The following is a 20,602-nucleotide window of genomic DNA, read 5'->3' on the forward strand; positions in this document are numbered from 1 at the left end:
CGGGGTGCAAGCCGGGGCGCGCTGCGGGAGGGAGGCATCGTCCATGAACAACGACGGATTGTCGCGAAGGACGCTGGTGCTCGCGACCAGCAGCATCGGCATGAGCGCCGTCCTCGGTGCCTGCGCGCGTCCGCGCGACGCGGCGGCCCGCGAACCGAGACAGGACGGCGGCGCTGGGGAAGGCGACGAAGTCACCCCCGGTGAAGATCTGATGCGAGAGCACGGCGTCCTGCGCCGGGTCATGTTCCTGTACGACGAAGCAATCCGGCGCCTGGACGGGCACGAAGATGTCCCGGGCGACGTGCTCCTCTCGGCTGCGGGCGTCGTGCGCCGGGTGATCGAGGACTATCACGAGAAGCTCGAAGAAGACTTCCTGTTCCCCCGCTTCGAGAGGGCCGGCAAGCACACCGATCTCGTCGCGGTGCTCCGGCGCCAGCACCAGGCGGGGCGCCTCGTGACCGACGACGTGCTGACGTTCGCGAAAGAGCCGCTCCGCGAGCAAGCCGCCCGCCGCAAGCTCGCCGACAGGCTGCGCGCGTTCAATCGGATGTACCGGCCGCACGCGGCGCGCGAGGACACGGTGCTCTTTCCCGCGCTCCGGGCGCTCGTCGGCGCCAAGGTGTATGCCGATCTCGGCGAGCAGTTCGAGGACAAGGAACACCGCATGCTCGGCAAGGGGGGCTTCGAGAAGGCGGTCGCTGAGGTCGCCGAGCTCGAGGCGGCGCTCGGGATCGCTGACCTCGCGAGCTTCACGCCTACCTAGAGCGGCGGTCACCCGCTTCGGATACGGGCCCATCTCGACGTTTTCGGTGCTCAGCGCACAGGAGTGCGCTTCCGCGCCGAAAACGCCGATCTGGGCCCGTCTCCTGTGCGGGTGACCGCCGCTCGGCGACGCTCGTACCAGGCTCAGCTGAAAACCGCTCTAGAGCGACAAACGGGTTGAAACCCCAGAAAAGAGCAGGAATTTGAACCGCCAAGGACGCCAAGCCCGCCAAGGACGCCAAGATCGTGTTTTGTTCTTGGCGCCTTGGCGGCTCATTTCTCGCTCGATCAACGTGAGCGGTGTCCTAGGGGGAAGGTGCGACGGGAGTGCTCGGGCTTCGTGACCGCCGCGCGGCGATGTGGCCGGCGACGTGATCGTCGGGCATAATGCCCACGTGTTGTATGTCCGCCACGTGCCGGGTCCGCCGCTCTCGGCGCACGTCGCCGAGCTCTGGTACCTTTCGGCTGCTCCGCCTCACGCGGCCGAGCGTATCCTGCCCTCCGGTACCCTCCAGCTGGTCGTCAACCTCGACCAGGACGAGGTTCGCGTCTACGACGGCCCCACCATTCGCCGCTACTCCGGGGCCGTCGTCTCGGGCGCGTACCAGTCCGCCTTCGGCGTCGACACGCGCGAGCACGCGTCGATGGTCGGGGTCCAATTCCGCCCCGGCGGCGCGTGGCCGTTCCTCGGCGCGCCGCCCGGCGCGCTGACCGACACGCACGCCGACCTCGCGGAGCTCTGGGGGCAGCGAGCGGCGGAGCTCCGCGACCGCCTGTGCGCGGCGCCGGAGCCGCGCGCTCGCTTCGCGCTGCTCGAGCGCGCGTTGCTCGACCGCCTTTCGGTTGCGCGCCCCGGTCATCCCCTGGTGCCGCACGCGATCGCGGCGCTCGAGGGAGGCGAAAGGCGCGTCGCCGACGTGGCGGCCATGCTCGGCATCAGCCACCGCCGGCTCGTCGACGTGTTCACCGCCGAGACCGGCCTCGCCCCGAAGGCCTTCGCCCGGATCACACGCTTTCGGCGGGCGCTCTCGCAGGCCGAGAGGGAGCGCGAGCCGGACTGGGCCCGGCTCGCTGCCGTGTCAGGGTTCTGCGACCAGTCGCACCTGATCCGCGAGTTCGTGGCGCTCTCCGGCAATTCGCCGACCGCGCTCATCGCCCACTCCTCCCGCGAACCCGTCAAGTTGCACCACATCGCCATCGCCGCGCCAGCCGCGCTGGATGGGGCGCGCGGAAGGGACCGGCAACACGCGCGATCCCGAGGCGTCCCGACCCGATGACCGCGAAGGATCAGCGCGATGTCGGGGCGCATCGCGGCGCTACCGGCGACGAACCCGGTCGCCTCCGAGTCGTCATGATCAACCCGCCGGCGCCTCGTGAAGCTCGACCGGGTTGCCGTCGGGATCTTCGAGCTGAATCTGCGAGCCTCCCACGCCGCGTTCGATGTCGTTTCGGAAGGGGGCGCCGGCCGCGCGGAGTCCTTCGATGATCGCGGCGAGGTCGTCGACGTAGAGGACGATGCGGTTCCAGCCGCCCGCGACCTGAGCGCGGCCATCGGGCATGGGGCGCGCGCCGGAGCTGCCGGGGCCGCTCAGGAGCAAGCGCAAGTCACCGCGCGAGACCGTCGCGAACGCCGTGCCGGCCTGCAGGTCGAGCGTGAAGCCGAGCCGCTCGGTGTAGAAGCGAACGGCGCGATCGACGTCCGTGACCTGGTAGCGGACGACGGCCGAGGTGGCATTGGGGCTTTCCATGACCGAGGTCGATCCGGTGGTATGAGACATGCAGCCTCCGAGAGAGAGAATGACCAGGATGAGGATGATCTCGAGGATGATCTTCATGCGCCGATTCTGTTGCCCGCGCGCGCCGCCGTATTGGACAAATTGGAAGCCACGGCGGCCCAGGCCCTCGTGCGCATGCGCCGCACCGAACGACGCTTCGCCATCCTCCACGTGCTGTGGGTCAGCGTTTGACCATGCGGGGAGCCGCAAGGCGGTGGAAGGGGCCTGCGCCGTGGTGTCCGCGGTCGCACGCCGGGACGCTCGGATTGGTTGAAGCCCTCGGACTGCAGCGTCGGGACTCCGCCGTCCGCGCCTGGAATGAAGAGCCTGGCGGTCGCCATGTATTGCCCATCTCCGCGGAAGGCGCTGGAGCGACCCTGGATCGACGTCACGTCGTTGAAGCTCGGGTGCTGAACGAGAATGCGCTATAGCGAGTCGGACCGTAATGAATGAATCGACGAAGTGCCGCTCAGGCCGCGACGTCGATCTCGTGGGCTGCAGCTGCCCCAAGAAGTGGAGCACCTTGTCGTGTGCGCCGCGCGCCCTCGTCGGATCCCCGCAGGCCCGCGCCGCTATCGGCTCCGCGCTCTTGCGCTCGCCTTCACCGCGCAGGCCGAACGCGTACATCGCGAACGACTCACGCTTGCGCTTGTCGCGCAGGCACGTCCCAACCTGGGCGAAGTAGGCTTCGAGCCGTGCCTCGGCCGCCGCATCCATCTCGTAGCTCATGCCCCCCGATCGCACGACCACGATCGCCGGGTCACCGCCCCGGCGCCGCCGGCCTCAGGGGCGAGCTGCGGGTCGGGACCCCGAGCTGGAGGTGGTGAGCGCCGTCCCCCCGTCGGGGGCGGCGCCCCCGCCCGTGAACGGCGCCGTGCAGAACAGCGCCTCGACATTCGCCTTCTGGCAGTGGCCATAGGCGCTGGGGGTGCGGTCGCAGCTGAGGGACCGGCACTCCGCGACGTCGAAGCAGATGGCGCCTTCGGACTTGCTGCCGGGGGCCGCGTCGTTCAGGCCGTTGTGACAGACGCCCTGGTCGCAGTAACCGCTGTAGCTGTCGATGCTGATCAGACCGTCGAACGTGTCGGTGTTCTCGCTGGAGCAGTCCTGGTGGCTGCGGCAGGCGGTGCAGATGGCGGCCAGGGTGGCCTGGGAGGTGATCTTCATGAGGCCGCTGACGCAGTCGCCAGGGTCCAGGACCTGCTCGCCGTTCTTGTGGAGCGGCTGGCAGGTGTGCTCCTCGGGAAAGTCCCCGCCGGCGAAGTAGGCGCGCAGGGCGGCCGTGGTCGGCATGCAGCGGAGCCCGGGCGCGCACAGGTCAGAGCTGGCGTCGCAGGGGCTCCCCTCGGCCGGCAAGGGCGGAGCGGGGCGGCAACGGCGGCCGTCCGTCTCGCTGGTGCAGGCCAGCCCGGCGGCACAGAGCAGGTCGGGGCAGAGCTCCCCCTCGGCGGGCAGCACCAGGCACGTCCCGGCGGTCGACTCGGAGCTGGCCGGTTGGCAGAGGGTCCCCTTGCAGGGGTTCCCGCCCAGCGCGGCGGCGCCGGCCAGGTCGCAGGCGCTGCCCGGTTCCAGGGCCGGCTTCAGCAGGGCGGTCATGTCGAGGGCGCCGTCGGGCTCGCGGCAGCCGTCGCCGGACCGGCGCAGGCGGGCGATGAGGTCGCCGCCGGCCTGTTCGTCGTAGAGGTACTGGGGGTTGCCGAGGGCGGGCAGCATCGTCGCCTCGCACAGGGCGGTCTCGCCGGCGGCGCAGGCGGCGTCGTCGGCGTACTTGCCGGTCGTCTGGGTGCAGCAGCCCTGCACCCCGGCGCAGCGGGCGGCGGACCATTCGGCGCAGAACGCGGCGAGGGGCACGGGATCGGCGGGCGCCGGCGAGTTCCCGGGCGAGTCACCGCCCGAGTCGTCGCCCGACGAGCAACCGGCCAGGGTCAGGGCGGCGGCGAGGGCCAGGGCGGTGCGTCGCAGCGACGGGGCGGCAGAGCGGAAGCAAGTCGATGTCATGGACGCAGCTTCTATCATGTTGGGCGGCGGAGTCGACGGGCGGTGGAGCCCGCACGCATTCCCACGTCGCGGCCCTGGGTCTTGTTGCGGCGATCGGCTGAAGGTCACCCTCACCCTGCCAGCCGGCCCGCTACGGGGATGTCGTCCCGCTGTCGCGCGCCCTCCCTCACGGCACGCCTACGGTATCACGAAAATGACCGAGAGATCATCCACGTAGAAGGCGCCCGTGGAGTTCGCGCCCATCCAGGCCCTGACCGCGCCGAAGTTCCGCGCCTGGTTGAGGAAGTAGATCGGGATCGCGACGTCGAGGCTGCCGGACGCCGCCCCCAGGAGGGTAATGGTCGCCGTCGCCGCGCTCGCGCCGATGTTGAACGTCACCTGCACGCTGAACACCTGCCCGCGTTGATACGTCCCGAAGATCAGGTTGCTGTCGTCGTTGACGCGCACCGTTCCGTTCGTGAGAAAGTCGAGGTGCAAGAAGCTGTTCAGGTCGCTCAGCGGCTGGTTGAAGCCCTCGAACTGCAGCGTCGGGACTCCGCCGTCCGCGCTTGGAATGAAGAGCCTGGCGGTCGCCATGTATTGACCATCTCCGCGGAAGGCGCCGAAGCGACCCTGGATCGACGTCACGTCGTTGAAGCTCGGGTGCTGGATGAGCACCCACTGATCGTTGGCCTCGCCAGCCGGAGAGGCGGCCACCACCACGTTGCCGTTGCCGAGCGCCGCCGCGACGGTGCCGACCGTTTGCTGTGAGCTCGGCAGCTGAGATGCGGTGTCCTGGTTGAACCCGGCGCTGAGCAGCGTCTCCGCGGTGCAGCCTGTGAGCAGCGCCGGCGCGGCCAGCAGCGGCAGACCCAGGATCGTGCGCCGAGAGACGAGGAGCGATTTGCCGGTCGCATGATCTTCGGCGCGAGCAGACGTGTTCGTTCGATTGAACGTCATGTTCATCTCCGTTGTGTAAAATCGGCCTACGCACGACGTGCATGGCTCGGTGGTCAAACGGGCGTTGTCGCCGAGAAGCGCGGCGTACGGCGACAGGTTTCGCAAGCGTCATGCCACGGCGAGCGGGTCGCGCACCCCCCCGACGAGCCCCCGTGTTTGCGCCGAAAGCGAGGCCCATCGCTCCCCCGATCTCCGGAGATGAGCGCGCGGCTGCCGAGCCCCCTGTCTCTCTGAAGGAGACACCTGTTCCCCCCGGAGATACAGCGCGAGCAGGGATGGTTTGCGGCGAAGGGCTCCGCGCCGAGGAGGCGCTCGCGTGCCGGCCGGCCACCAGGTGGCCCCATGAGGCTGCGAGCTGGCACAAGGCATCAACCCTCGAAAAATTCCGCCTCGGACATCATCACTGAAGGTCTGATACCTACCGACAATGCCGCTCTGCGGCATCGTTTCGAGCGCGAAAGCATCTTGGAGGGGTAACATGCCGATTTCAGTGACAGTCAAAGGCAAGACGTACGAGAGCGACGGTCATTACCATGCGGAAGAGATCATGTTCGCTTCCGTCAAGCGTAAAGGAGATCTCGAGGTAGAAATGAACGGTTGGCCGTGTACGGGCGAGCGATACCACGATTGCCACAAGCTCTTCCTCGACCAGTCCGCTAGCCGCACGATCACGGTGACCATTACGGACGATCATGCCGGCTACGCCGCGAACCATGGGCTCAAATTGGGGGCTAAAGGGAAGATCATCTACGCGAAGGGCGAGGCGAAATACGAGTAGAATGGCGAGCAACTGGATCAGCAGCCCCACGTCGCCCTCGCGTTCGCGGAGGGGCGGCGTGTGCAGGACGAGGATGGCGAGCCGGTAGAAGAGATCTCGACCATGAGACGCGCAGCGATTCGATGCCGCGTGTGCGATGCATGGCGCCGCTGCTCGCCTCGAAGGCGCTGCGAGCGCACGTCGAGATCTCTGCCGCTCGACCCATCGCGCACGGACCCCGGAGCTCCGGGCGCTCGCCCGCGCCGGGCGATCTCGGTAGACTCGCCGCCGGCGAGGCGTAGGCGCGCGTGACGGCGCGCATCTCGATGAGGGGCCGAGGTTGCTCTTGGTCTGCCATGGCGCCTACCATCAAGCGCACGGCGCGCGCTCGCCATCGACACCGGGCCGCGCCCCGATCCGAGCGAGACACCGCGCCCGAAGTGTCCGGAAACCGCCCTGCCATGGCCCACCACGTCCCTCCGGCGCGCGACGCGACCCCCGACCGGCGCGTGCTCTGCGCCGGCCGTCAGCTGCGCACGGCGCTCACGAGCGCTCGCTCTCTGGCCGAGTCCCCATCGAGCAAGGATCTCCCGGTCCAGCCGGAGGCCGTCCGACCCGATCTCGGGGTCGAGCGGATTGCGCTCCTGGGCCGCTCGATCCTCGGCGCGCTCGCGGAAGAGCACCCGATCCGTTCGGACGCGGCGCTCGTGGCTCGGACGAGACGGATCGCAGAACGCTCGCACCGGACTCACGATACGGGCTGGGCGGGTGAGCCTCATGAATCTCCTGCGTCCTCGCCGGCCATGGCGTGACGGCGGCCTCTTCGAGCCGGCGGACGGCGCGCCCGGTGAGGCGCGCGGCGCAGCAATTTCACCGCGTCCGCAGGCCTTGCGCGAGCGCCCCGGCGGCGCAGCAGCGCCGGGGCGCGGGCGCGCGCTGGTCGGCCTCTTGCATGCTTCGTCGAGCAGGCACAGGGGAGCGGAGCTCGCAATGACGGCAGGCGTGCTCATGCGTGCCGCGAGCGCAAGGAGTCTGTTCGATGAAGCTCAAGAAGAAGTGCAGGGTCGAGGATTACATGAGCACCGCGGTCATCACGCTGAAGGAGGCCGACACGATCAGCGCCGCAAATCTCGAGATGAAGCTCGCGGAGATCCGGCATATTCCCGTGGTCGACGCGAAGGGGCACGTCGTTGGGATCGTCTCCGATCGCGATTTGCTCCGCCACGTGAGCCGCCTCGACGGCAAGCCCATCCCGATCGAGTCGATCATGACCCGGCGTGTCCGCACCGTGCGATCGACGACCCCGGCCGCCGACGCAGCCCAGATCCTCCTCGATCACAAGATCGGCTGTCTGCCGGTGGTCGGCGACGAGGAGCAGCTCATCGGGATCATCACCGAGACCGATTTCCTGAGCATCGCCCAGCAGGCGCTGCGAGGCATCGACGTGACCCACAGCGCCGGAGATCGCTAGAAGGCGGGCTCTCCTGCCTGCGCCGCGCCCGCATCGGCCGGCACGAGCCGCGCAATCCTGACTCGATAACGACGCAACAACGACCGAACAACCAACGCAGCGCACGCGCGGAGCGCGGGAGACACCAATGCGGAACAAGCTGGAAGGCATCGATGAATTCCTGTCCCACCCGCGGGTGGCCCTGGTGGGCGCGTCGCATGACGACGAGGACTTCAGTCGGATGGTGATGCGGGAGCTCCTCGATCGGGGTTACGACGTCGTTCCGGTGAACCCGGGGGGCGGCCTGATCGAAGGCCGCGCAGCGTGCGCCGAGGTCGGCGCGATCGATCCCCCGGTCGAGGCGGCGATCGTGATGACCCCGCCCCAGGTCACCGAGCAGGTCGTGCGGGCGTGCGCCGCCGCCGGCGTCCAGCGCGTGTGGCTGCACCGGGGGGTCGGCCAGGGCGCAGTGAGCGCGCCTGCCGTGCAAGCCTGCCAGGAGCTCGGGATCCGCGTGATCGCGGGCGAGTGCCCGCTGATGTTCCTCCGGAACACGGGCTTCGTCCACCGGCTCCACGGCTTCGCCAAGAAGATCGCGGGGAGTTACCCGGCGCGTGCGTGAGGCGCCATGAATCGAGGAGATCTCGAGATGACGTCGTATCCTGTCACCCGCCGTTCGCGTTCGATCCGGGTCCCGTGGACGGCACCCCGCGCGAGCACGTTCGACTGAGGCGTCCTCTCGGCCGTCGAGGAGCTCCTCGGCGCGATGGCTCGCCTCGCTGCCTCGGGGTGCTACGTATCGAGCACCGGTGCACGTCTGTCCCTGGTTCTTCACCCTCGCTGACAAAATTTAGCGATATCTGGCGCGGCAAACGTGCTCTGTCGAGCGCCGGGGCGCAAAGGACGCGCGAGGGCGGGCTCCGCTCGTCTACGGTGCGTGGATGAGAATCTTGACCTGGTTGACTCTGGGGCTCCTGTGCGCGGCGTGTGGCGATAACGGCGATCCGTCTGGCCCGGGAGGAGGCGGGGCCGGGGGCGCCGCCGCGGCGACCGCGGCCAGCGGCGGCGGTTCGGGCGGCGGTGGCGGCGGTGCGGGTGGCGGCGGCGGCGATGCCGCCGGCGCCGGCGGCGGCGGCGCGGGGGCCGGGGGCGACGCGACCGGTGGAGGGGCCGGCGTCGGCGTCGATCTCGCCGCGCCTGACGCCATCTTCCTCCACCCGGCGGGGGAGACGAGCAACATGGTGTTTCACATCGCGATCGCCGGAGCCGACGACGGCGGCGCCTACGTGAGCGGCGAGGGGTTCGGCGAGATCAAGCTGGGCGACCAGACGATCACCAAGCTGGGGGCGTTCCTTATCCGCCTCGATCCCGAGGGCGATCTCCTCTGGTCGGCGCCCATCGTCACGGCGCAGCAATCCTCGGCGACGGCCGTGACCGTCGACCGAGCGGGCAATGTGCTCATCGCGGGCGAGCTCTATGGCGAGGTCACGATCGGGGGCACGAAGCTGTCCGGCGCGACGGATGATCCCGACGCCATGGTGGCCAAGCTCGACGCCGGCGGCAGCGTGCTCTGGGCGAAACGCTTCGCCTCCACGGCCGCGGATCGCTGCTTTGCGATCGCGACCGACGCCACGGGCCATGTGTACGTGGGTGGCTATGTCGACGACGATATCGACTTTGGCGACGGCCTCCTGGCGGTGGATGGCGAGTCCCCGTTCCTCCTGAAGCTCACGCCGGACGGTGACGTCGCCTGGGCCAAGGTGTTCAACAACCCCGGCGGCGCCGGCAGCGCCGTGGCCGGCATCGCCGTCCACGAGGGCGGCGACGTCTCGATCACGGGCTACGCCGACGGGGCGCTGACCATCGACGGCACAGCGCTGTCGCTGCCTGCAGGCTCGACGATGATGGGCTTCGTCGCCCGCTTCTCGAGCGCGGGGGAGGGCCGGTTCGCGCTGCGCTTCGGCGGGCCGGTGTTCGACATGGGCAACGAGATCGCCGTCGGGGAGGGCACGTTCCTCGCCGGCGCGGTGAGCGGCGAGAGCGATGTGCTCGGGACGACGGTGGACGCGGACATCGAGGGCACGCCGTTCGTCGCGAAGCTCACGGAGAGCGGGACGGCCGAGTGGGTGATCACGCCGGAGCCGAGCGGCACGATGTACGGCCTCGCGCCCGACATGGCCGGCGGCGTCTACGCGGCGGGTCGCTACGATGATCTCGTCACCTTCGACTACACCCCGTTCGCGCTGCGCGCGAGCGCGTCCTCGGAGGTCACGGCGCTCCACCGCTACGCGTCGAGCGCCGGCGCCTCCGAAGGCATGGCGCTCACCCCCGGCGGCACGCTCTGGGTCGCCGGCACCTTCCACGGTTCCATCGACGTCGGCTCGGGTCCCGTCGCGTCGCCGAGCACCAGCGGATTCGTCTTCCGCGTCCCGGCGCGCAAGTAACGCAAGTAAATGGGCGCCCACCGCCCGAAGAGCCGGATGCGGGAATTCCGCACGTCCGGAACCGTGGGGGCCGGGGGTAGTCGACCCCGGCACACCCGGCTAGACTAGGGGATTTCGGGGTCGGTGTGCCTTCGCCACTCGTTCCGCGCGCTTGAGTAGGCGGTCCGGGCGGCGAGCTCGCGCTCCACGCCGGTGATGGCGGGCATCTTGCGATGGCACAGCTCCCCGGGAAGGGTGATCTCCACCTGGGTTCGTGCTTCACGCAGCGTGCCGGGCCATCCGCCGGCGGCGGGGCGGCCCTCTCGATGGAGGTCTTGACGCCAACGCCTCGCCCACGCCTGGCCCAGCGCGTTTGCGCTCTGCTCGATGAATCGTTGGCGTACGGTCGCCTGCGCCGAGCCGTCCTGGTCGGTTGCTGGCTCTGGCGGGGCGCGCTCGGCGCCCTGGCTCGGCGCTGGGCGCTTCACTCGGTGACCGCAGGCTGAGGCCCCGGGACGATCCCTGCGATGTCCGGATCCTCTCCCGGTGTCCCGCTGACGGCGGAGCCCTTTCCCATGCGGCGCGCGAGACGGTTCGCGTCTTTCTCGCGCTGCTTCTCTTGCCGTTCGCGTTCCTTTTGCCGCTTCAATGCTCCCTGTTTCTGCATGCCGAACCGGCCTTTCGGCGCCTCCGGGCGCGTTCTTCAGCACATCATGGTGCGTCCTGAAAGCGCAGGCGTGGCGGCGCACGAGCGCCGCCACGCCGCGCCCGTGATCAGTACCGGTCGCGACCGCCGCCGCCGCCGAAGCCGCGCGCCGGACGCTCCTGCGCTTCGTTGACCTTCAGCGCGCGGCCATCGAGCATGGCGCCGTTCAGCTGCGAGATGGCGCTGGTCGTGGCCTGAGCCGTGCCCATGGTCACGAACGCGAAGCCGCGCGGCTGCCCTGTCTCGCGGTCGGTCGGCATCGCGATCTCACGGACCTCGCCGGCCGCGGCGAACGCGGACTCGAGGGTCTCGCGGGTGGTGTTGAACGAAAGATTTCCTACGTAGAGACGATTTCCCATGCCATCCTGCTCTTTTACGGCTTTCTGGTGCGCTCTGCAGCGCACTCGGCCTGCCATCCGACGAAGCCGTGACGGGTCGAACGGAGACGTGCGGCGCGGAACTTCCGCGCGATCACACGGTGCGTCGTCCAGTCGTCCGAGCGAGCTCGCAATCTCCCCTCGTGAGAGGGAAGATGGAAAGCGTCGTTATAGAGGGCCAGGGACGGTCGTGAGAGGGGCATCCTAGCCCGGTGCATCGTCGTCCGCAAGCGCGCCGTTCCGTCTTCCGTCCTTCCGTCGCTGAGCCAGCCGCCGACCGCGGGCGGCAGGCGAACAACGAGGTTGCATCGGGGCGAAATGGCCCATGTCCGCGATCGCCGCGCACCTCGCGATCGCCGTGCACCTCGGCCCCGGACCCTGCGAGGGCCCGCCGTGAGCTGGGCGGGGGCCTGGCGCCCGCCCCTCGCGACCGCGCAGCGTGCCGAACGGGCCCGGCTCCCGGCGCGAGGACGTCCATCTCCCTTGTAGGTCGCGGACGCATCCGACTGCGAACAAACGAGCTGCTTGAGATCGGAGCAGGTCATCGGCTCGATGCTGGTGATCATCGAGTCGGGTCCTGAAGCGGACCCGCACGCACATGCCAGGCTGCGCCCTGACACCGTCCACCTCTGGAGCCTCGAGACGAGCCCGAGCCGGCTCGGGTCCGGCGCGGCGGCGCTCGTCGCGGCCTTCACGCGCAGCGCGCCCTCGCCAGGGTACTATCCCAGGCCGGCGGGATCGGGGGAGTCGCCGAGCGAACGGAGCAGCCGGCTCGGGTCCTCGAGGTTGGTCGCGCCGGCGCTACCGAGCGGGCGGCGTCTTCGAAGCGCAGCAAGTGAACTTTGCGTGGCTCGACTCGTGGGCGGCGCAGCGACCATCGTACCCGGCGTCGAACGTCGCGAGCTCCGCGCCGTCGCTCGCGCACGTGGCGTAGGCCCGTTCCTTGAGGGCGGCCGCGTCGATGCACGAGGAGCCGTCGCCCAGAGAACCACCCCAGCAGGCCTCCGGCGGAGGAGGAGGCGGCTCGACGCCGCAGCACTCGAAGACGGCCTTGCTGGTCTCGTAGCCGGTGCAACGCGGGTTGTCCTCCTCGTAAGTGAAGGAGGTGAACCTGGCGCCTGCGCTCACGCACGTCGCATAGGCCCGATCCTTCATGGCCGTGCGGTCGACGCAGGAGAGGCCGTCGCCCAGCTCGCCCTTCCAGCACGCGCCGGACGGAGGAGGCGGAGGAGGAGGAGGAGGCTCGCTACCGCAGCACTCGAAGTAACCCCAGGTGGTCTCGTGGGCCGCGCAGCTCGGGTTGTTCCGCTCGTAATCGAAGAAGGTGAGGTCTGCGGCCGAGCGCGAGCACGCCGCATAGGCCTGGTCCTTGAGCGCGGAGGGGTCGACGCAGGATCTGCGATCGCCCAGCTCGCCCTTCCAGCACGCGCGCGGCGGAGGGGGCGGCGGCGTGGAGCCGCAGCACTCGAAGGTGGCCTTGGTGGCCTCGTTCGGACCGCAGCGCCCGGGGTCCGGCAGGGCGTCGAGCCAGGTGAGCTGGGCGCCCGCGCTCACGCACATCGCGTAGGCCCGATCCTTGATGGCGCCCATGTCGATGCAGGAGGACCCGTCGCCCAGCTCGCCCTTCCAGCACGAGTTCGGCGGCGGCGGCGGAGGCGGCGGCTCGCCGCCGCAGCACTCGAAGACCACCTCGCTGCTCTCGTGCTCGGCGCAGCTCGGGTTGAGGGTGTCGCTCACGAAGCTCGCGAGCTCCGCGCCCATCCTCGCGCACCTCGCCTGGGCGTGATCCCGGAGCGTGGCCGTGTCGTGGCACGTGAATCCGTCGCCCATATCCCCGAGCCAGCACGCCGAGGGCGGGGGAGGCAAGGGTCCCCCGCCGCCCTCCGACCCCGGGTCCTCGCCGCCGCCGGTCCCAGGATCCAGGCCACCGCCTTCCCCCCCCGACGAGCCCGCTGGTGGATCGGGATCCGGCGCCAGGGTGATGGTGCACCCGGAGCCGACGAGGAGACTGGATATCGAGACGCTGAGCAATAGACCTATCGCAAGAGAAGTCCGCATCGTGATCCTCCGTGAAAGCCGGCGTTGCGCCGGACAGCTCCGAACGCGCGCCGCTCGAGCTCGGGTCAGCGCGCCCTCTCCGTCGTGTCGCTCTCCCTCTACCAACCGCGACGAGGCCGGCGGTTTCCTCGGGCGGGCGATTTCGCGATCAGAAGGGGCAGCAGGTGTAGCTCAGGCTCGTGGCGGTGGCGTCGGTGCAGGCGACGTGTTTGTCCCCGAACACGCGACGGAAGAGATAGTGGCCCTTGCCGCTGCAGAGCGCCGTGGCCTCGGCATCCAGCCTCTCGTACGGCTGGCATGCCTCACCGAAGTCGATCTCGCTCGTCCAGCACGACGGCGAAGGCAGCGGATCCCCCGGCGGGCAGCACTCGTAGTAGACCCTGGTCGTCTCGTGGTCACCGCAGTCCCGGTCAGGCTGCTCCTGATCGAGGGAGCGGAGCTCCGTGCCCCTGTCCCTGCACATCCTCCAGACCTCGTCCTTGACATACGTCGTGTCGAAGCACGTGACGCCGTCGCCGAGCACCCCTTTCCAGCACGTGGTCAGCGCCATCTTCCCGCACGTGTACTCGGCGTCGAGGTAGCTCCCGTGAACGCAGGGATCGAGCAGCGTCAAATCCGCGACGATGAGGCCCTGCGCCTCGCACTGCGCCCTGGCCTCACGCCGCAACGCGTCCGCCGTCTGGCAGAGCGCCTCGTCCCGCGGGACCACCGGATCTTCGGTCGCGGGCCCTTCGGCGTCCGTGGCACGGGTGCCTTCTCCGCTCTCGCCCTCGTGCGCGGCCGCTTCCGCGGGGACGCCTCCGGCGCCTCGGCGCAGCGCGGCGTGAGACCCGCGCTGCGGGAGAGGAGATAGCCCCTCCGGGCCATCAACCCATCTCCGGCCCAGCGTCTGCGGAGGGGTCAGCGGCTCGACGCGCCCGCGCGCCGGCGGAGGCGAGGCGCGCTCGACAGGGAGCCGGCTGTCGTCCAGGAGCCCTGGGGTGTCGTTCGCGTCCCGCGGCGGCACGGCGCTGCGCGGCACGGGCGGCGCCGGAGCGAGCCGGCGGGGAGGTTCCTGGAGGAGCGGGGCGCGGATCCGGGGAGGCGGCGCTGTCGGGCCGTGGGCCGGCGTGCGCTCCAGGAGCCCGGCGTCCGCGGGAGGCGGATCGCCCGCGAGCTCGATCGCTGGCTCGACGGGGCGCTCTGTGAAGATCGAGCCGGGTGTGAGGCCCTGGAGCGCGGTGCCGAGGGCGACGATGCTCGCGCTGGCGCCCAGCGCCAGCACGAGCGAGCGCCCCCCGCTCCCGGCCATGAAGAAAGGCCGCCGCCCGCGCCGGTCGAGCTCCGCGACGAGGCGCGCCTCGAGCCGAGGGGACGGCTTCACCGAGGCGAGCTGCTCGTCCACCTCGCGCAGCAACGCGAGCAGATCACGGTTTCGCGTCATGGCCCACTTCCCATCCGGCGTCGCGTAGCTGCGCAACCGCCTTTTGAATCAGCTTGCAAACGTATCCCTTGGAGTGGCCGAGTATCTCCCCGATCTCCTCCTGCTCCTTGCCGTCGAGATAAAACATCGAGAAAGCGACCTGTTCTTTGGGAGGCAGCGTGCCCAGCGTCTCGAGCGCGCGGCGCAGATCGTCGCGCGCGATCGTCACTTCATCGAGGGGGCTGCGCTCGCCCTCGCCTTGCCCGAGCAGCCAGCGGATGGGCGGGAGCGCGAGGAATCGGTCCCTCCGCAGGCGGTTCAGGCAGCGATTCGAGGTCGTCCGGTACAGCCACCCCTCGAGGTTGTCCCGCTCGGTCAGGTTCTCGAGCGCCTTCATCAGGTCGAGGAAGACGTCCTGCGTCACGTCCTCTGCCCAGGCCACGTTGCCGCGGCCGTAGCGGAGCGCGAGTCGGTAGACCAAGCGATGGTGGTTGCGGTAGAGCGCGCCGAGCTCCAGCGCGTCTTCGCCGGAGCGCTGCGTCACGGCGGGGGGGAGCTTCCGCTCCGAAGGCACGGCGATGTCGTCCGGCGGAGCGCTCCGGCCTGCGTCCGCCGGAGGGGGGAGCAGCTCCTCCGTCCGGGTCTGGCCCTCGAAATGAGGTCGCGCGGCGAGGTTCACCGGCGCCTCCGAGCGAGGGTCCCGTCCGCCGCGAAGCCCCACGAGCCGACCAAGGGTTGCGCCATCTGACACCCTACACAATCGAGGTCGGCGCTGGTTTCCTGTCGGCGGCCTCAGGCGCCGATTTTCCCTCCACCGGGTTCTCCTGGTACCCTCCTGCAACGTCCGCGGTAGAATCGGCGAACGCCACGAGAACCGCTGCGGATCGGCGTCGTCGGGCCGTCGAGGCGCCGCGAGCGCGCCTTGCTCACCCGGCGCGCAGCGTCTTCATCGCTCCGGCCCACGCGAGCAGCTGATCGAGCAAGGTGCCGACGGACTTCTCGTGGCGGGGGCGGGGCTTGAACACGCTGAAATTTTCGAAGTCGTCGAACAGAGAGAGCATGACCTGCGAGCGCACGTCCGCGATCTGGAGCTCGGCCATCACGAGCCGGAGCTGCTCGACGGCGCGCGAGCCTCCCGCGCTCCCGTAGCTCACGAAGCCAGCCGCCTTGTTGTTCCACTCCTTGTACAGGTAATCGAGCGCGTTCTTGAGCGCGCCCGAGGTGCCGTGGTTGTACTCCGGCGTGACGAACACGAAGGCGTCGAACGAATCGATCTTCGCCGCCCACGCCTTGGTGTGAGGCTTCGTGTACTGTCCCATCGACGGGGGCGCCGGCTCGTCGAGCAACGGCAGGTCGAAATCCTTGATATCGACGAGCTCGTAATCGGCGCCGCCCTTCTTCGTCGCCACGTCGTGCACCCACTTCGCGACAGCCTCGCCGTTGCGGCCCGGCCGCGTGCTCCCCAGGATGATCGCCACCTTCAACATGTCTGCTCTCCGAGGCAATAGCCCCTCTCCGCTCGAGCCAGCGGGCGGCGTGATGCGCATTCCCACGACGCCGTGGTGGAGAGGAGGGGGCTCACGAGGTTGCTACCAGCTCGAGGCTACTACCAGCCAGGCAGGCTTCCCGCCAGCCAGGTGTCGCGGGAGCGCGCGACCCCTGGACCCGTACCGCCGCTTGCGCGGCCGCAGGCGCCAGGGGGTGCGCCCTGGTACGGGCAGGCAGACGCCGCCATCTGGCACCTCTCGAGCCAACGCGTGGCTCTCCAGGTGCTGTCCCCTGGATGTTCGGGCGCATCAGGGGGAGCGTCCGGGCCAGCGTCACCCGGGACGCTGGCGCCGGTCGTCGCCTCGCCTGCAGTCCCGGACGCGCGCGTGCTGCCCTGGGTCGCGTCAGTGGTCGCCGGATGTCCGTCGGTGCCGTCGACGCTCGGAGGCTCCGGCGCGCCGCGAGAGCAGCTCGTTGAGAGGGCCGAGAGGGAGAAGAAGAATGGCACGGCGCGCGCCGCGAGGCTGGATAGGAGGTCGCGTTGGATGGCTCAGAGTACCGTGGAAGCGCCGGTCAATCCGCTTCCTGGCATTGACACGGCGCGCGCCGTCGCGAACGCGGCACCGCGCGGCCTGTCTCCCGTGTAGACACGCGCCGGCGTCGGGGATTTGCTCAGGTCGTTTATAATTAGTATTTACTTGCGGCCTCGGTCCGTTCGTGAACAATCAGCCCGACGGCGCGGTCGAGATGATCGTCAATCCGGGCGATCGTCGCGGTCGCGTCGAGATTCTTCCTTTTGGCCGTGGCAGCGCGTGATCGAGGGGCAGCCTCGCGCGCGCGGCCGGCAGTGGAGATCAAGAGCCATGACCGACAAGAAGCAAGCAGCACCTTCGTCCAGCTCGACCCCTACCCGCCGCCAGGTGCTGAAGCAGGCCGTGGGCCTCGGCGCGGGGTTGGCCGCCACGAGCTTGCTCGGTGGCGAGGCGTCGGCGGCGCCGCGCATCCGCTCCGGGACCTTCACGACGAGCGACGGGGTCGCCCTCAACTACCTGGAGGCGGGGAGGGGGAGGCCGCTGCTACTCCTGCACGGGTGGTCTCAGTCGGCAGCGCTGTACAGGGCGCAGATCCTCGCCTTCGCGCGGCACCACCATGTCTTCGCGCTCGACTGGCGCGGACATGGCGAGTCGGAGAAGCCCGAGCACGGCTACCGCATCGCGCGCTTCAGCAGAGATCTTCACGAATTCATCTGCGGGATGAGGTTCAAGCGCCTCTCCGTCCTCGGGCATTCGATGGGGTGCGGCGCGCTCTACAGCTACTGGGATAACTATGGGGGGCGCGACCTGGACCGCCTGGTCCTCGTCGACGTGGGCCCGGCGATGACGGCCTGGCCCGACTGGTCGGCGGAGGAGGCGGCCCTGGCGGGGGCTCTGTTCACGCCGCAGTCGCTCCACGAGACGGCCGCCGCGCTGCGCGGGCCCGACGGGATCGCCACGACCTACGGGCTCGTTGCCACCATGTTCACCTCCGGCTACCCGGCGGATCAGCTCGCCCTGGTCGTCGAGCAGAACCTGAAGCTCCCGCGCGAGTACGCTGCCAAGCTGCTCGTGGACCAGGCCGAGCAGGACTGGAGGGACGTGATCCCGCGGATCGACGTGCCCACGCTCGTCGTCGGCGGAGAGGCGAGCATCTTCAACCCCATCTCCCAGCAGTGGGTCGCCGACCAGATCCCCGGCGCCGAGCTCATCCTCTTCGGCGCAGACGAGGGGGGCAGCCACTTCATGTGGCTCGAGAACCCCGAGAAGTTCAACGAGGATGTCCTCGACTTCCTCGGCTGAGCTGCGCTGCTCTTGAGCGGCTGCCGCGCGGCTGCGCGGCGGCACTGATAGCGCCTCTCGTTCTCGTCGGGTTGCTGCGAACGCCTGCCGTTGCCCCTGCGCTTCCAGCCTGGTATGGGTAGGGTGGCTGCCATGAGCTGGACCGAGGATGACCAGAGCAAGCTCGACCGCCTCCGTGACAGGGAGCTTTCCGGCACCCTGACTCAGCCCGAGCAGGAGGAGCTCGCGGCGCTGATGGCGCGGATCGAGGCGGAGGAGGCGGCGGTGCTTGCCCCGGAGATGGCTCGGTTGCGTGCCGAGGCCGGCGAGCTGGCGGCCGAGCTGGCCAGCGTCGAGGGCGAGAACGAGCAACTGGCCCAGCTCATGGCACAGCAACAGGCCCTCGTGACCGACACGCGCAGGTTCCTCGAAGAGTTCGACCGGCGTCGCGCGTCCATCCTCGACGGACTTGCCCGCGTCGCCGGCGGGCCGCTCCCCGCTGCATGAATGGCCGTCTCCACTGAAGCGCGCGCAATTCACATCCAGCGTCTTCATCTAAACCGCGCGCTGCTCGTCGAGCGGCGCCATTTGCACCACGTCCTTCAGGAGCAGAAGGCCGACCTCTCGCGGTCACGAGCGGCGGAGGCGCGTCTACGGCGGGAAAATGACGCGCTCCAAGGCGAGATCACTCGTCTGCGGGCAGTCATGGCCGCTTTGCTTGGTGGAAGCGAGAGGTGAGCCCATCGACCACTGCGCTCGTCCCGGCGCCGCCGGTGGCCCCATTGGACATCCGATGAGAGCGCGGGCATCGTGGCGGCCATGAAGGTCTTCGTTACAGGGGGCTCGGGGTTCATCGGAGGCCATCTCATCGAGGGGCTCGTGCGCGCCGGTCACGAGGTGAGCGCGCTGGCGCGCTCGCCGAGGAGCGCCGATGTCGTGCGACGTCATGGCGCGGCGCCGGTCGCGGCCGACCTCGGGACGCTGAAGGGCGAGGACCTCGCGGGCGCCGAGGCCGCGGTGCACTGCGCCGCGTATGTCGAGGAGTGGGGGACACGCGCGCAGTTCTGGGAGGGCAACGTGGAGGGGACGGCGCGGGCGCTCGACGCGGCGCGCGCCGCCGGCGTGCGTCGATTCGTCCACGTCGGCACCGAGGCGGCGCTCTTCGACGGCCACGATCTCGTCGATATCGACGAGGCGCACCCTTATCCCGGGAGGCAACGCTTCCTGTACTCGGAGACGAAGGCAGAGGCCGAACGGCGCGTGCTCGCCGCGAACGAACCAGGCGGCATGACCACCGTCTCCATTCGCCCGCGCCTCGTCTGGGGTCCAAGGGATGCGACGGTGCTGCCCGTCGTGCTGCGCATGGCGCGGGAGGGGAGCTTCGCGTGGCTCGACGGCGGCGGCGCGCGCACGTCGACGACGCCCGCCGGCGGCGATCGACAGAGAGCTCGCGGGCGGGCAGGGCAAGCGGCGGACACGCGGCCTCCGCAGGAGCGCGGCCGCCCGCTCGGGCGCGCGAGGCCTGCAGGAGCCAGCTTGGCAGTACCTCGGCGCGTCCGGGTCTCGTATGATGACGAGCTCATGCCGCGATCACCGGCACGATGAGGCCCCGCCGCCCGGCGCTGCATGAGCGCGCGGGCGGCCCCGACAGACGCTGAGCCGAGGAGACCCACGTGAGCGCTCGAATTCCCCTGCAGCCTTTCCCCCGAGGCTGGTTCCAGGTCGCCACCTCGGACGAGCTGTCCACGGGCGGGCCCATTTCGCTCCGCTGCTTCGGGCAGGATCTGGTGCTGTTCCGGACGCAGGACGGAGAGGCCCGGGTCCTCGACGCCCACTGCCCTCACATGGGCGCGCACCTCGGGGTGGGGGGCCGCGTCGAGCAGGGCGGCATCCGGTGCCCGTTCCACGGATGGGTGATCTCCGGCGAAGGGAAGTGCGTGCACATCCCTTATGCGGACACGATCCCGCCGAGAGCGAGGATCCGCGCCTGGGAGGTGCGGGAGCTCGACGGCCTGATCCTGGTCCACCACGCGCTCGGCGGCGAGCCCGCCGCCTTCGAGATCCCACCGCTCGCCGAGGCGCGCTCGACGGAGTGGTCCCTGAACCTGAGCAAGCGCTGGAGGGTCCGGACGCACATCCAGGAGAACCTCGAGAACATCGTGGATCCGGCCCACTTCGTGACGGTGCACGGCATGCTGGTGCCGCCCCGGACCGAGATCGAGATCGAGGGCCACATCATCCGATCCAGGTCGGTGGTGAAGCAGAAGGGCCCGGGAGGGCAGGTGGTCGACGGCACGATCACCTGGGAGGGCCACGGCATGGGGTACGGGACGATCCGCTTCACCGGCATCGTCGAGCTCCTCTTCGTGAACACGGTCACCCCGATCGACGACGAGCTCGTCGACATCCGCGTCGCCTTCTGGCTGCGCAACGACGGCGCGCAGCGCCTCGGCCAGGCCCTGGCGGCGGAGGTCTGCCGGCAGATCGAGGAGGACATCCCGATCTGGGAGAACAAGATCTACCGCGCTCAGCCCGTCCTGTGCGCCGGGGAGAAGGGCATCATGACGTTCCGCAAGTGGAGCAGCCAGTTCCTCTGAGCCGCGGAGCGCGGCGGCGGAGCCTGGCCGAGCGGGACCACGCCCTCGTCGTCGCC

General features: G+C 69.7%; 19 protein-coding genes. 10 read left to right on the top strand and 9 right to left on the bottom strand.

Annotation, left to right across the window (positions count from 1 at the left end; translation table 11 throughout):
• Positions 1-43 precede the first annotated feature (43 nt).
• Both WMF27_RS09425 and WMF27_RS09430 read left to right on the top strand, forming a co-directional pair.
• Positions 44-763, top strand: coding sequence for a hemerythrin domain-containing protein (locus WMF27_RS09425; RefSeq protein WP_437769257.1), 720 nt, complete (start codon positions 44-46; stop codon positions 761-763).
• Positions 764-1,157: 394 nt separating this feature from the next.
• Positions 1,158-2,039 carry an AraC family transcriptional regulator gene (locus WMF27_RS09430; protein ID WP_437769256.1) on the top strand — a complete coding sequence of 294 codons (882 nt, stop codon included), beginning with the start codon at positions 1,158-1,160 and terminating at the stop codon, positions 2,037-2,039.
• A gap of 78 nt (positions 2,040-2,117) precedes the next feature.
• Here WMF27_RS09430 and WMF27_RS09435 read toward each other — a convergent pair whose 3' ends face one another.
• The 3 genes from WMF27_RS09435 to WMF27_RS09445 all read right to left on the bottom strand — a co-directional run bounded on the left by WMF27_RS09435 (position 2,118) and on the right by WMF27_RS09445 (position 5,474).
• Positions 2,118-2,708, bottom strand: a complete 591-nt coding sequence (locus WMF27_RS09435) for a VOC family protein (RefSeq protein WP_437769255.1) — start codon at positions 2,706-2,708, stop codon at positions 2,118-2,120.
• Positions 2,709-3,320: 612 nt separating this feature from the next.
• Positions 3,321-4,535 carry a hypothetical protein gene (locus WMF27_RS09440; protein WP_437769254.1) on the bottom strand — a complete coding sequence of 405 codons (1,215 nt, stop codon included), beginning with the start codon at positions 4,533-4,535 and terminating at the stop codon, positions 3,321-3,323.
• 177 nt (positions 4,536-4,712) lie between these two features.
• Positions 4,713-5,474, bottom strand: a complete 762-nt coding sequence (locus WMF27_RS09445; RefSeq protein ID WP_437769253.1) for a hypothetical protein — start codon at positions 5,472-5,474, stop codon at positions 4,713-4,715.
• 478 nt (positions 5,475-5,952) lie between these two features.
• Between WMF27_RS09445 and WMF27_RS09450 the strand changes: the two genes are divergently transcribed.
• From WMF27_RS09450 to WMF27_RS09465, 4 genes are all read left to right on the top strand, one after another.
• Complete coding sequence (locus WMF27_RS09450) at positions 5,953-6,252, top strand: hypothetical protein (protein ID WP_437769252.1); 300 nt, start codon at positions 5,953-5,955, stop codon at positions 6,250-6,252.
• A 1,018-nt stretch (positions 6,253-7,270) separates the two neighbouring features.
• Positions 7,271-7,702, top strand: a complete 432-nt coding sequence (locus tag WMF27_RS09455) for a CBS domain-containing protein (protein WP_437769251.1) — start codon at positions 7,271-7,273, stop codon at positions 7,700-7,702.
• Positions 7,703-7,829: 127 nt separating this feature from the next.
• Positions 7,830-8,303 carry a CoA-binding protein gene (locus WMF27_RS09460; protein ID WP_437769250.1) on the top strand — a complete coding sequence of 158 codons (474 nt, stop codon included), beginning with the start codon at positions 7,830-7,832 and terminating at the stop codon, positions 8,301-8,303.
• Between the two features lie 319 nt (positions 8,304-8,622).
• On the top strand, positions 8,623-10,125 hold the full coding sequence (locus WMF27_RS09465; RefSeq protein ID WP_437944070.1) for a hypothetical protein: 1,503 nt from the start codon (positions 8,623-8,625) through the stop codon (positions 10,123-10,125).
• Positions 10,126-10,588: 463 nt separating this feature from the next.
• On the opposite strand, the gene WMF27_RS09470 is transcribed toward WMF27_RS09465, so the two are convergent.
• The 6 genes from WMF27_RS09470 to WMF27_RS09495 form a co-directional block, all read right to left on the bottom strand.
• Complete coding sequence (locus tag WMF27_RS09470; RefSeq protein ID WP_437769248.1) at positions 10,589-10,771, bottom strand: hypothetical protein; 183 nt, start codon at positions 10,769-10,771, stop codon at positions 10,589-10,591.
• Positions 10,772-10,878: 107 nt separating this feature from the next.
• The gene (locus tag WMF27_RS09475; protein WP_437769247.1) at positions 10,879-11,169 is read right to left on the bottom strand and encodes an RNA recognition motif domain-containing protein; all 291 of its coding nucleotides are present in this window, start codon (positions 11,167-11,169) and stop codon (positions 10,879-10,881) included.
• 819 nt (positions 11,170-11,988) lie between these two features.
• Positions 11,989-13,245 (bottom strand): hypothetical protein, encoded by a 1,257-nt coding sequence (locus WMF27_RS09480; protein WP_437769246.1) that lies wholly within the window; start codon positions 13,243-13,245, stop codon positions 11,989-11,991.
• 148 nt (positions 13,246-13,393) lie between these two features.
• Positions 13,394-14,668, bottom strand: a complete 1,275-nt coding sequence (locus tag WMF27_RS09485) for a hypothetical protein (protein ID WP_437769245.1) — start codon at positions 14,666-14,668, stop codon at positions 13,394-13,396.
• Positions 14,652-15,326, bottom strand: a complete 675-nt coding sequence (locus tag WMF27_RS09490; protein ID WP_437769244.1) for an RNA polymerase sigma factor — start codon at positions 15,324-15,326, stop codon at positions 14,652-14,654. The genes WMF27_RS09485 and WMF27_RS09490 overlap by 17 nt, the downstream gene beginning before the upstream one ends.
• A 247-nt stretch (positions 15,327-15,573) precedes the next feature.
• A complete protein-coding gene (locus WMF27_RS09495) occupies positions 15,574-16,134 on the bottom strand; it encodes an NADPH-dependent FMN reductase (RefSeq protein ID WP_437769243.1) in 561 nt (186 codons plus the stop codon).
• A gap of 864 nt (positions 16,135-16,998) precedes the next feature.
• Here WMF27_RS09495 and WMF27_RS09500 point away from each other — a divergent pair.
• From WMF27_RS09500 to WMF27_RS09515, 4 genes are all read left to right on the top strand, one after another.
• Entirely contained in the window at positions 16,999-17,970 is a 972-nt protein-coding gene (locus tag WMF27_RS09500; RefSeq protein WP_437769242.1) for an alpha/beta fold hydrolase, read from the top strand.
• Positions 17,971-18,102: 132 nt separating this feature from the next.
• On the top strand, positions 18,103-18,456 hold the full coding sequence (locus WMF27_RS09505) for a hypothetical protein (RefSeq protein ID WP_437769241.1): 354 nt from the start codon (positions 18,103-18,105) through the stop codon (positions 18,454-18,456).
• A gap of 312 nt (positions 18,457-18,768) precedes the next feature.
• Positions 18,769-19,554, top strand: a complete 786-nt coding sequence (locus WMF27_RS09510; RefSeq protein ID WP_437769240.1) for an NAD-dependent epimerase/dehydratase family protein — start codon at positions 18,769-18,771, stop codon at positions 19,552-19,554.
• Between the two features lie 68 nt (positions 19,555-19,622).
• On the top strand, positions 19,623-20,546 hold the full coding sequence (locus WMF27_RS09515) for a Rieske 2Fe-2S domain-containing protein (RefSeq protein ID WP_437769239.1): 924 nt from the start codon (positions 19,623-19,625) through the stop codon (positions 20,544-20,546).
• The last annotated feature ends 56 nt before the right edge of the window (positions 20,547-20,602 follow it).

The organism is Sorangium sp. So ce281 (genome assembly GCF_051527395.1).
GTDB classification, from domain to species: domain Bacteria; phylum Myxococcota_A; class Polyangia; order Polyangiales; family Polyangiaceae; genus Sorangium; species Sorangium cellulosum_B.

Coding starts and splice junctions, on each gene's coding strand:
- WMF27_RS09425 (WP_437769257.1), top strand. CDS start 44: ATGAACAACGACGGATTGTCGCGAAGGACGCTGGTGCTCGCGACCAGC.
- WMF27_RS09440 (WP_437769254.1), bottom strand. CDS start 4,535: ATGACATCGACTTGCTTCCGCTCTGCCGCCCCGTCGCTGCGACGCACC.
- WMF27_RS09445 (WP_437769253.1), bottom strand. CDS start 5,474: ATGACGTTCAATCGAACGAACACGTCTGCTCGCGCCGAAGATCATGCG.
- WMF27_RS09450 (WP_437769252.1), top strand. CDS start 5,953: ATGCCGATTTCAGTGACAGTCAAAGGCAAGACGTACGAGAGCGACGGT.
- WMF27_RS09455 (WP_437769251.1), top strand. CDS start 7,271: ATGAAGCTCAAGAAGAAGTGCAGGGTCGAGGATTACATGAGCACCGCG.
- WMF27_RS09460 (WP_437769250.1), top strand. CDS start 7,830: ATGCGGAACAAGCTGGAAGGCATCGATGAATTCCTGTCCCACCCGCGG.
- WMF27_RS09465 (WP_437944070.1), top strand. CDS start 8,623: ATGAGAATCTTGACCTGGTTGACTCTGGGGCTCCTGTGCGCGGCGTGT.
- WMF27_RS09470 (WP_437769248.1), bottom strand. CDS start 10,771: ATGCAGAAACAGGGAGCATTGAAGCGGCAAAAGGAACGCGAACGGCAA.
- WMF27_RS09475 (WP_437769247.1), bottom strand. CDS start 11,169: ATGGGAAATCGTCTCTACGTAGGAAATCTTTCGTTCAACACCACCCGC.
- WMF27_RS09480 (WP_437769246.1), bottom strand. CDS start 13,245: ATGCGGACTTCTCTTGCGATAGGTCTATTGCTCAGCGTCTCGATATCC.
- WMF27_RS09485 (WP_437769245.1), bottom strand. CDS start 14,668: ATGACGCGAAACCGTGATCTGCTCGCGTTGCTGCGCGAGGTGGACGAG.
- WMF27_RS09495 (WP_437769243.1), bottom strand. CDS start 16,134: ATGTTGAAGGTGGCGATCATCCTGGGGAGCACGCGGCCGGGCCGCAAC.
- WMF27_RS09500 (WP_437769242.1), top strand. CDS start 16,999: ATGACCGACAAGAAGCAAGCAGCACCTTCGTCCAGCTCGACCCCTACC.
- WMF27_RS09505 (WP_437769241.1), top strand. CDS start 18,103: ATGAGCTGGACCGAGGATGACCAGAGCAAGCTCGACCGCCTCCGTGAC.
- WMF27_RS09510 (WP_437769240.1), top strand. CDS start 18,769: ATGAAGGTCTTCGTTACAGGGGGCTCGGGGTTCATCGGAGGCCATCTC.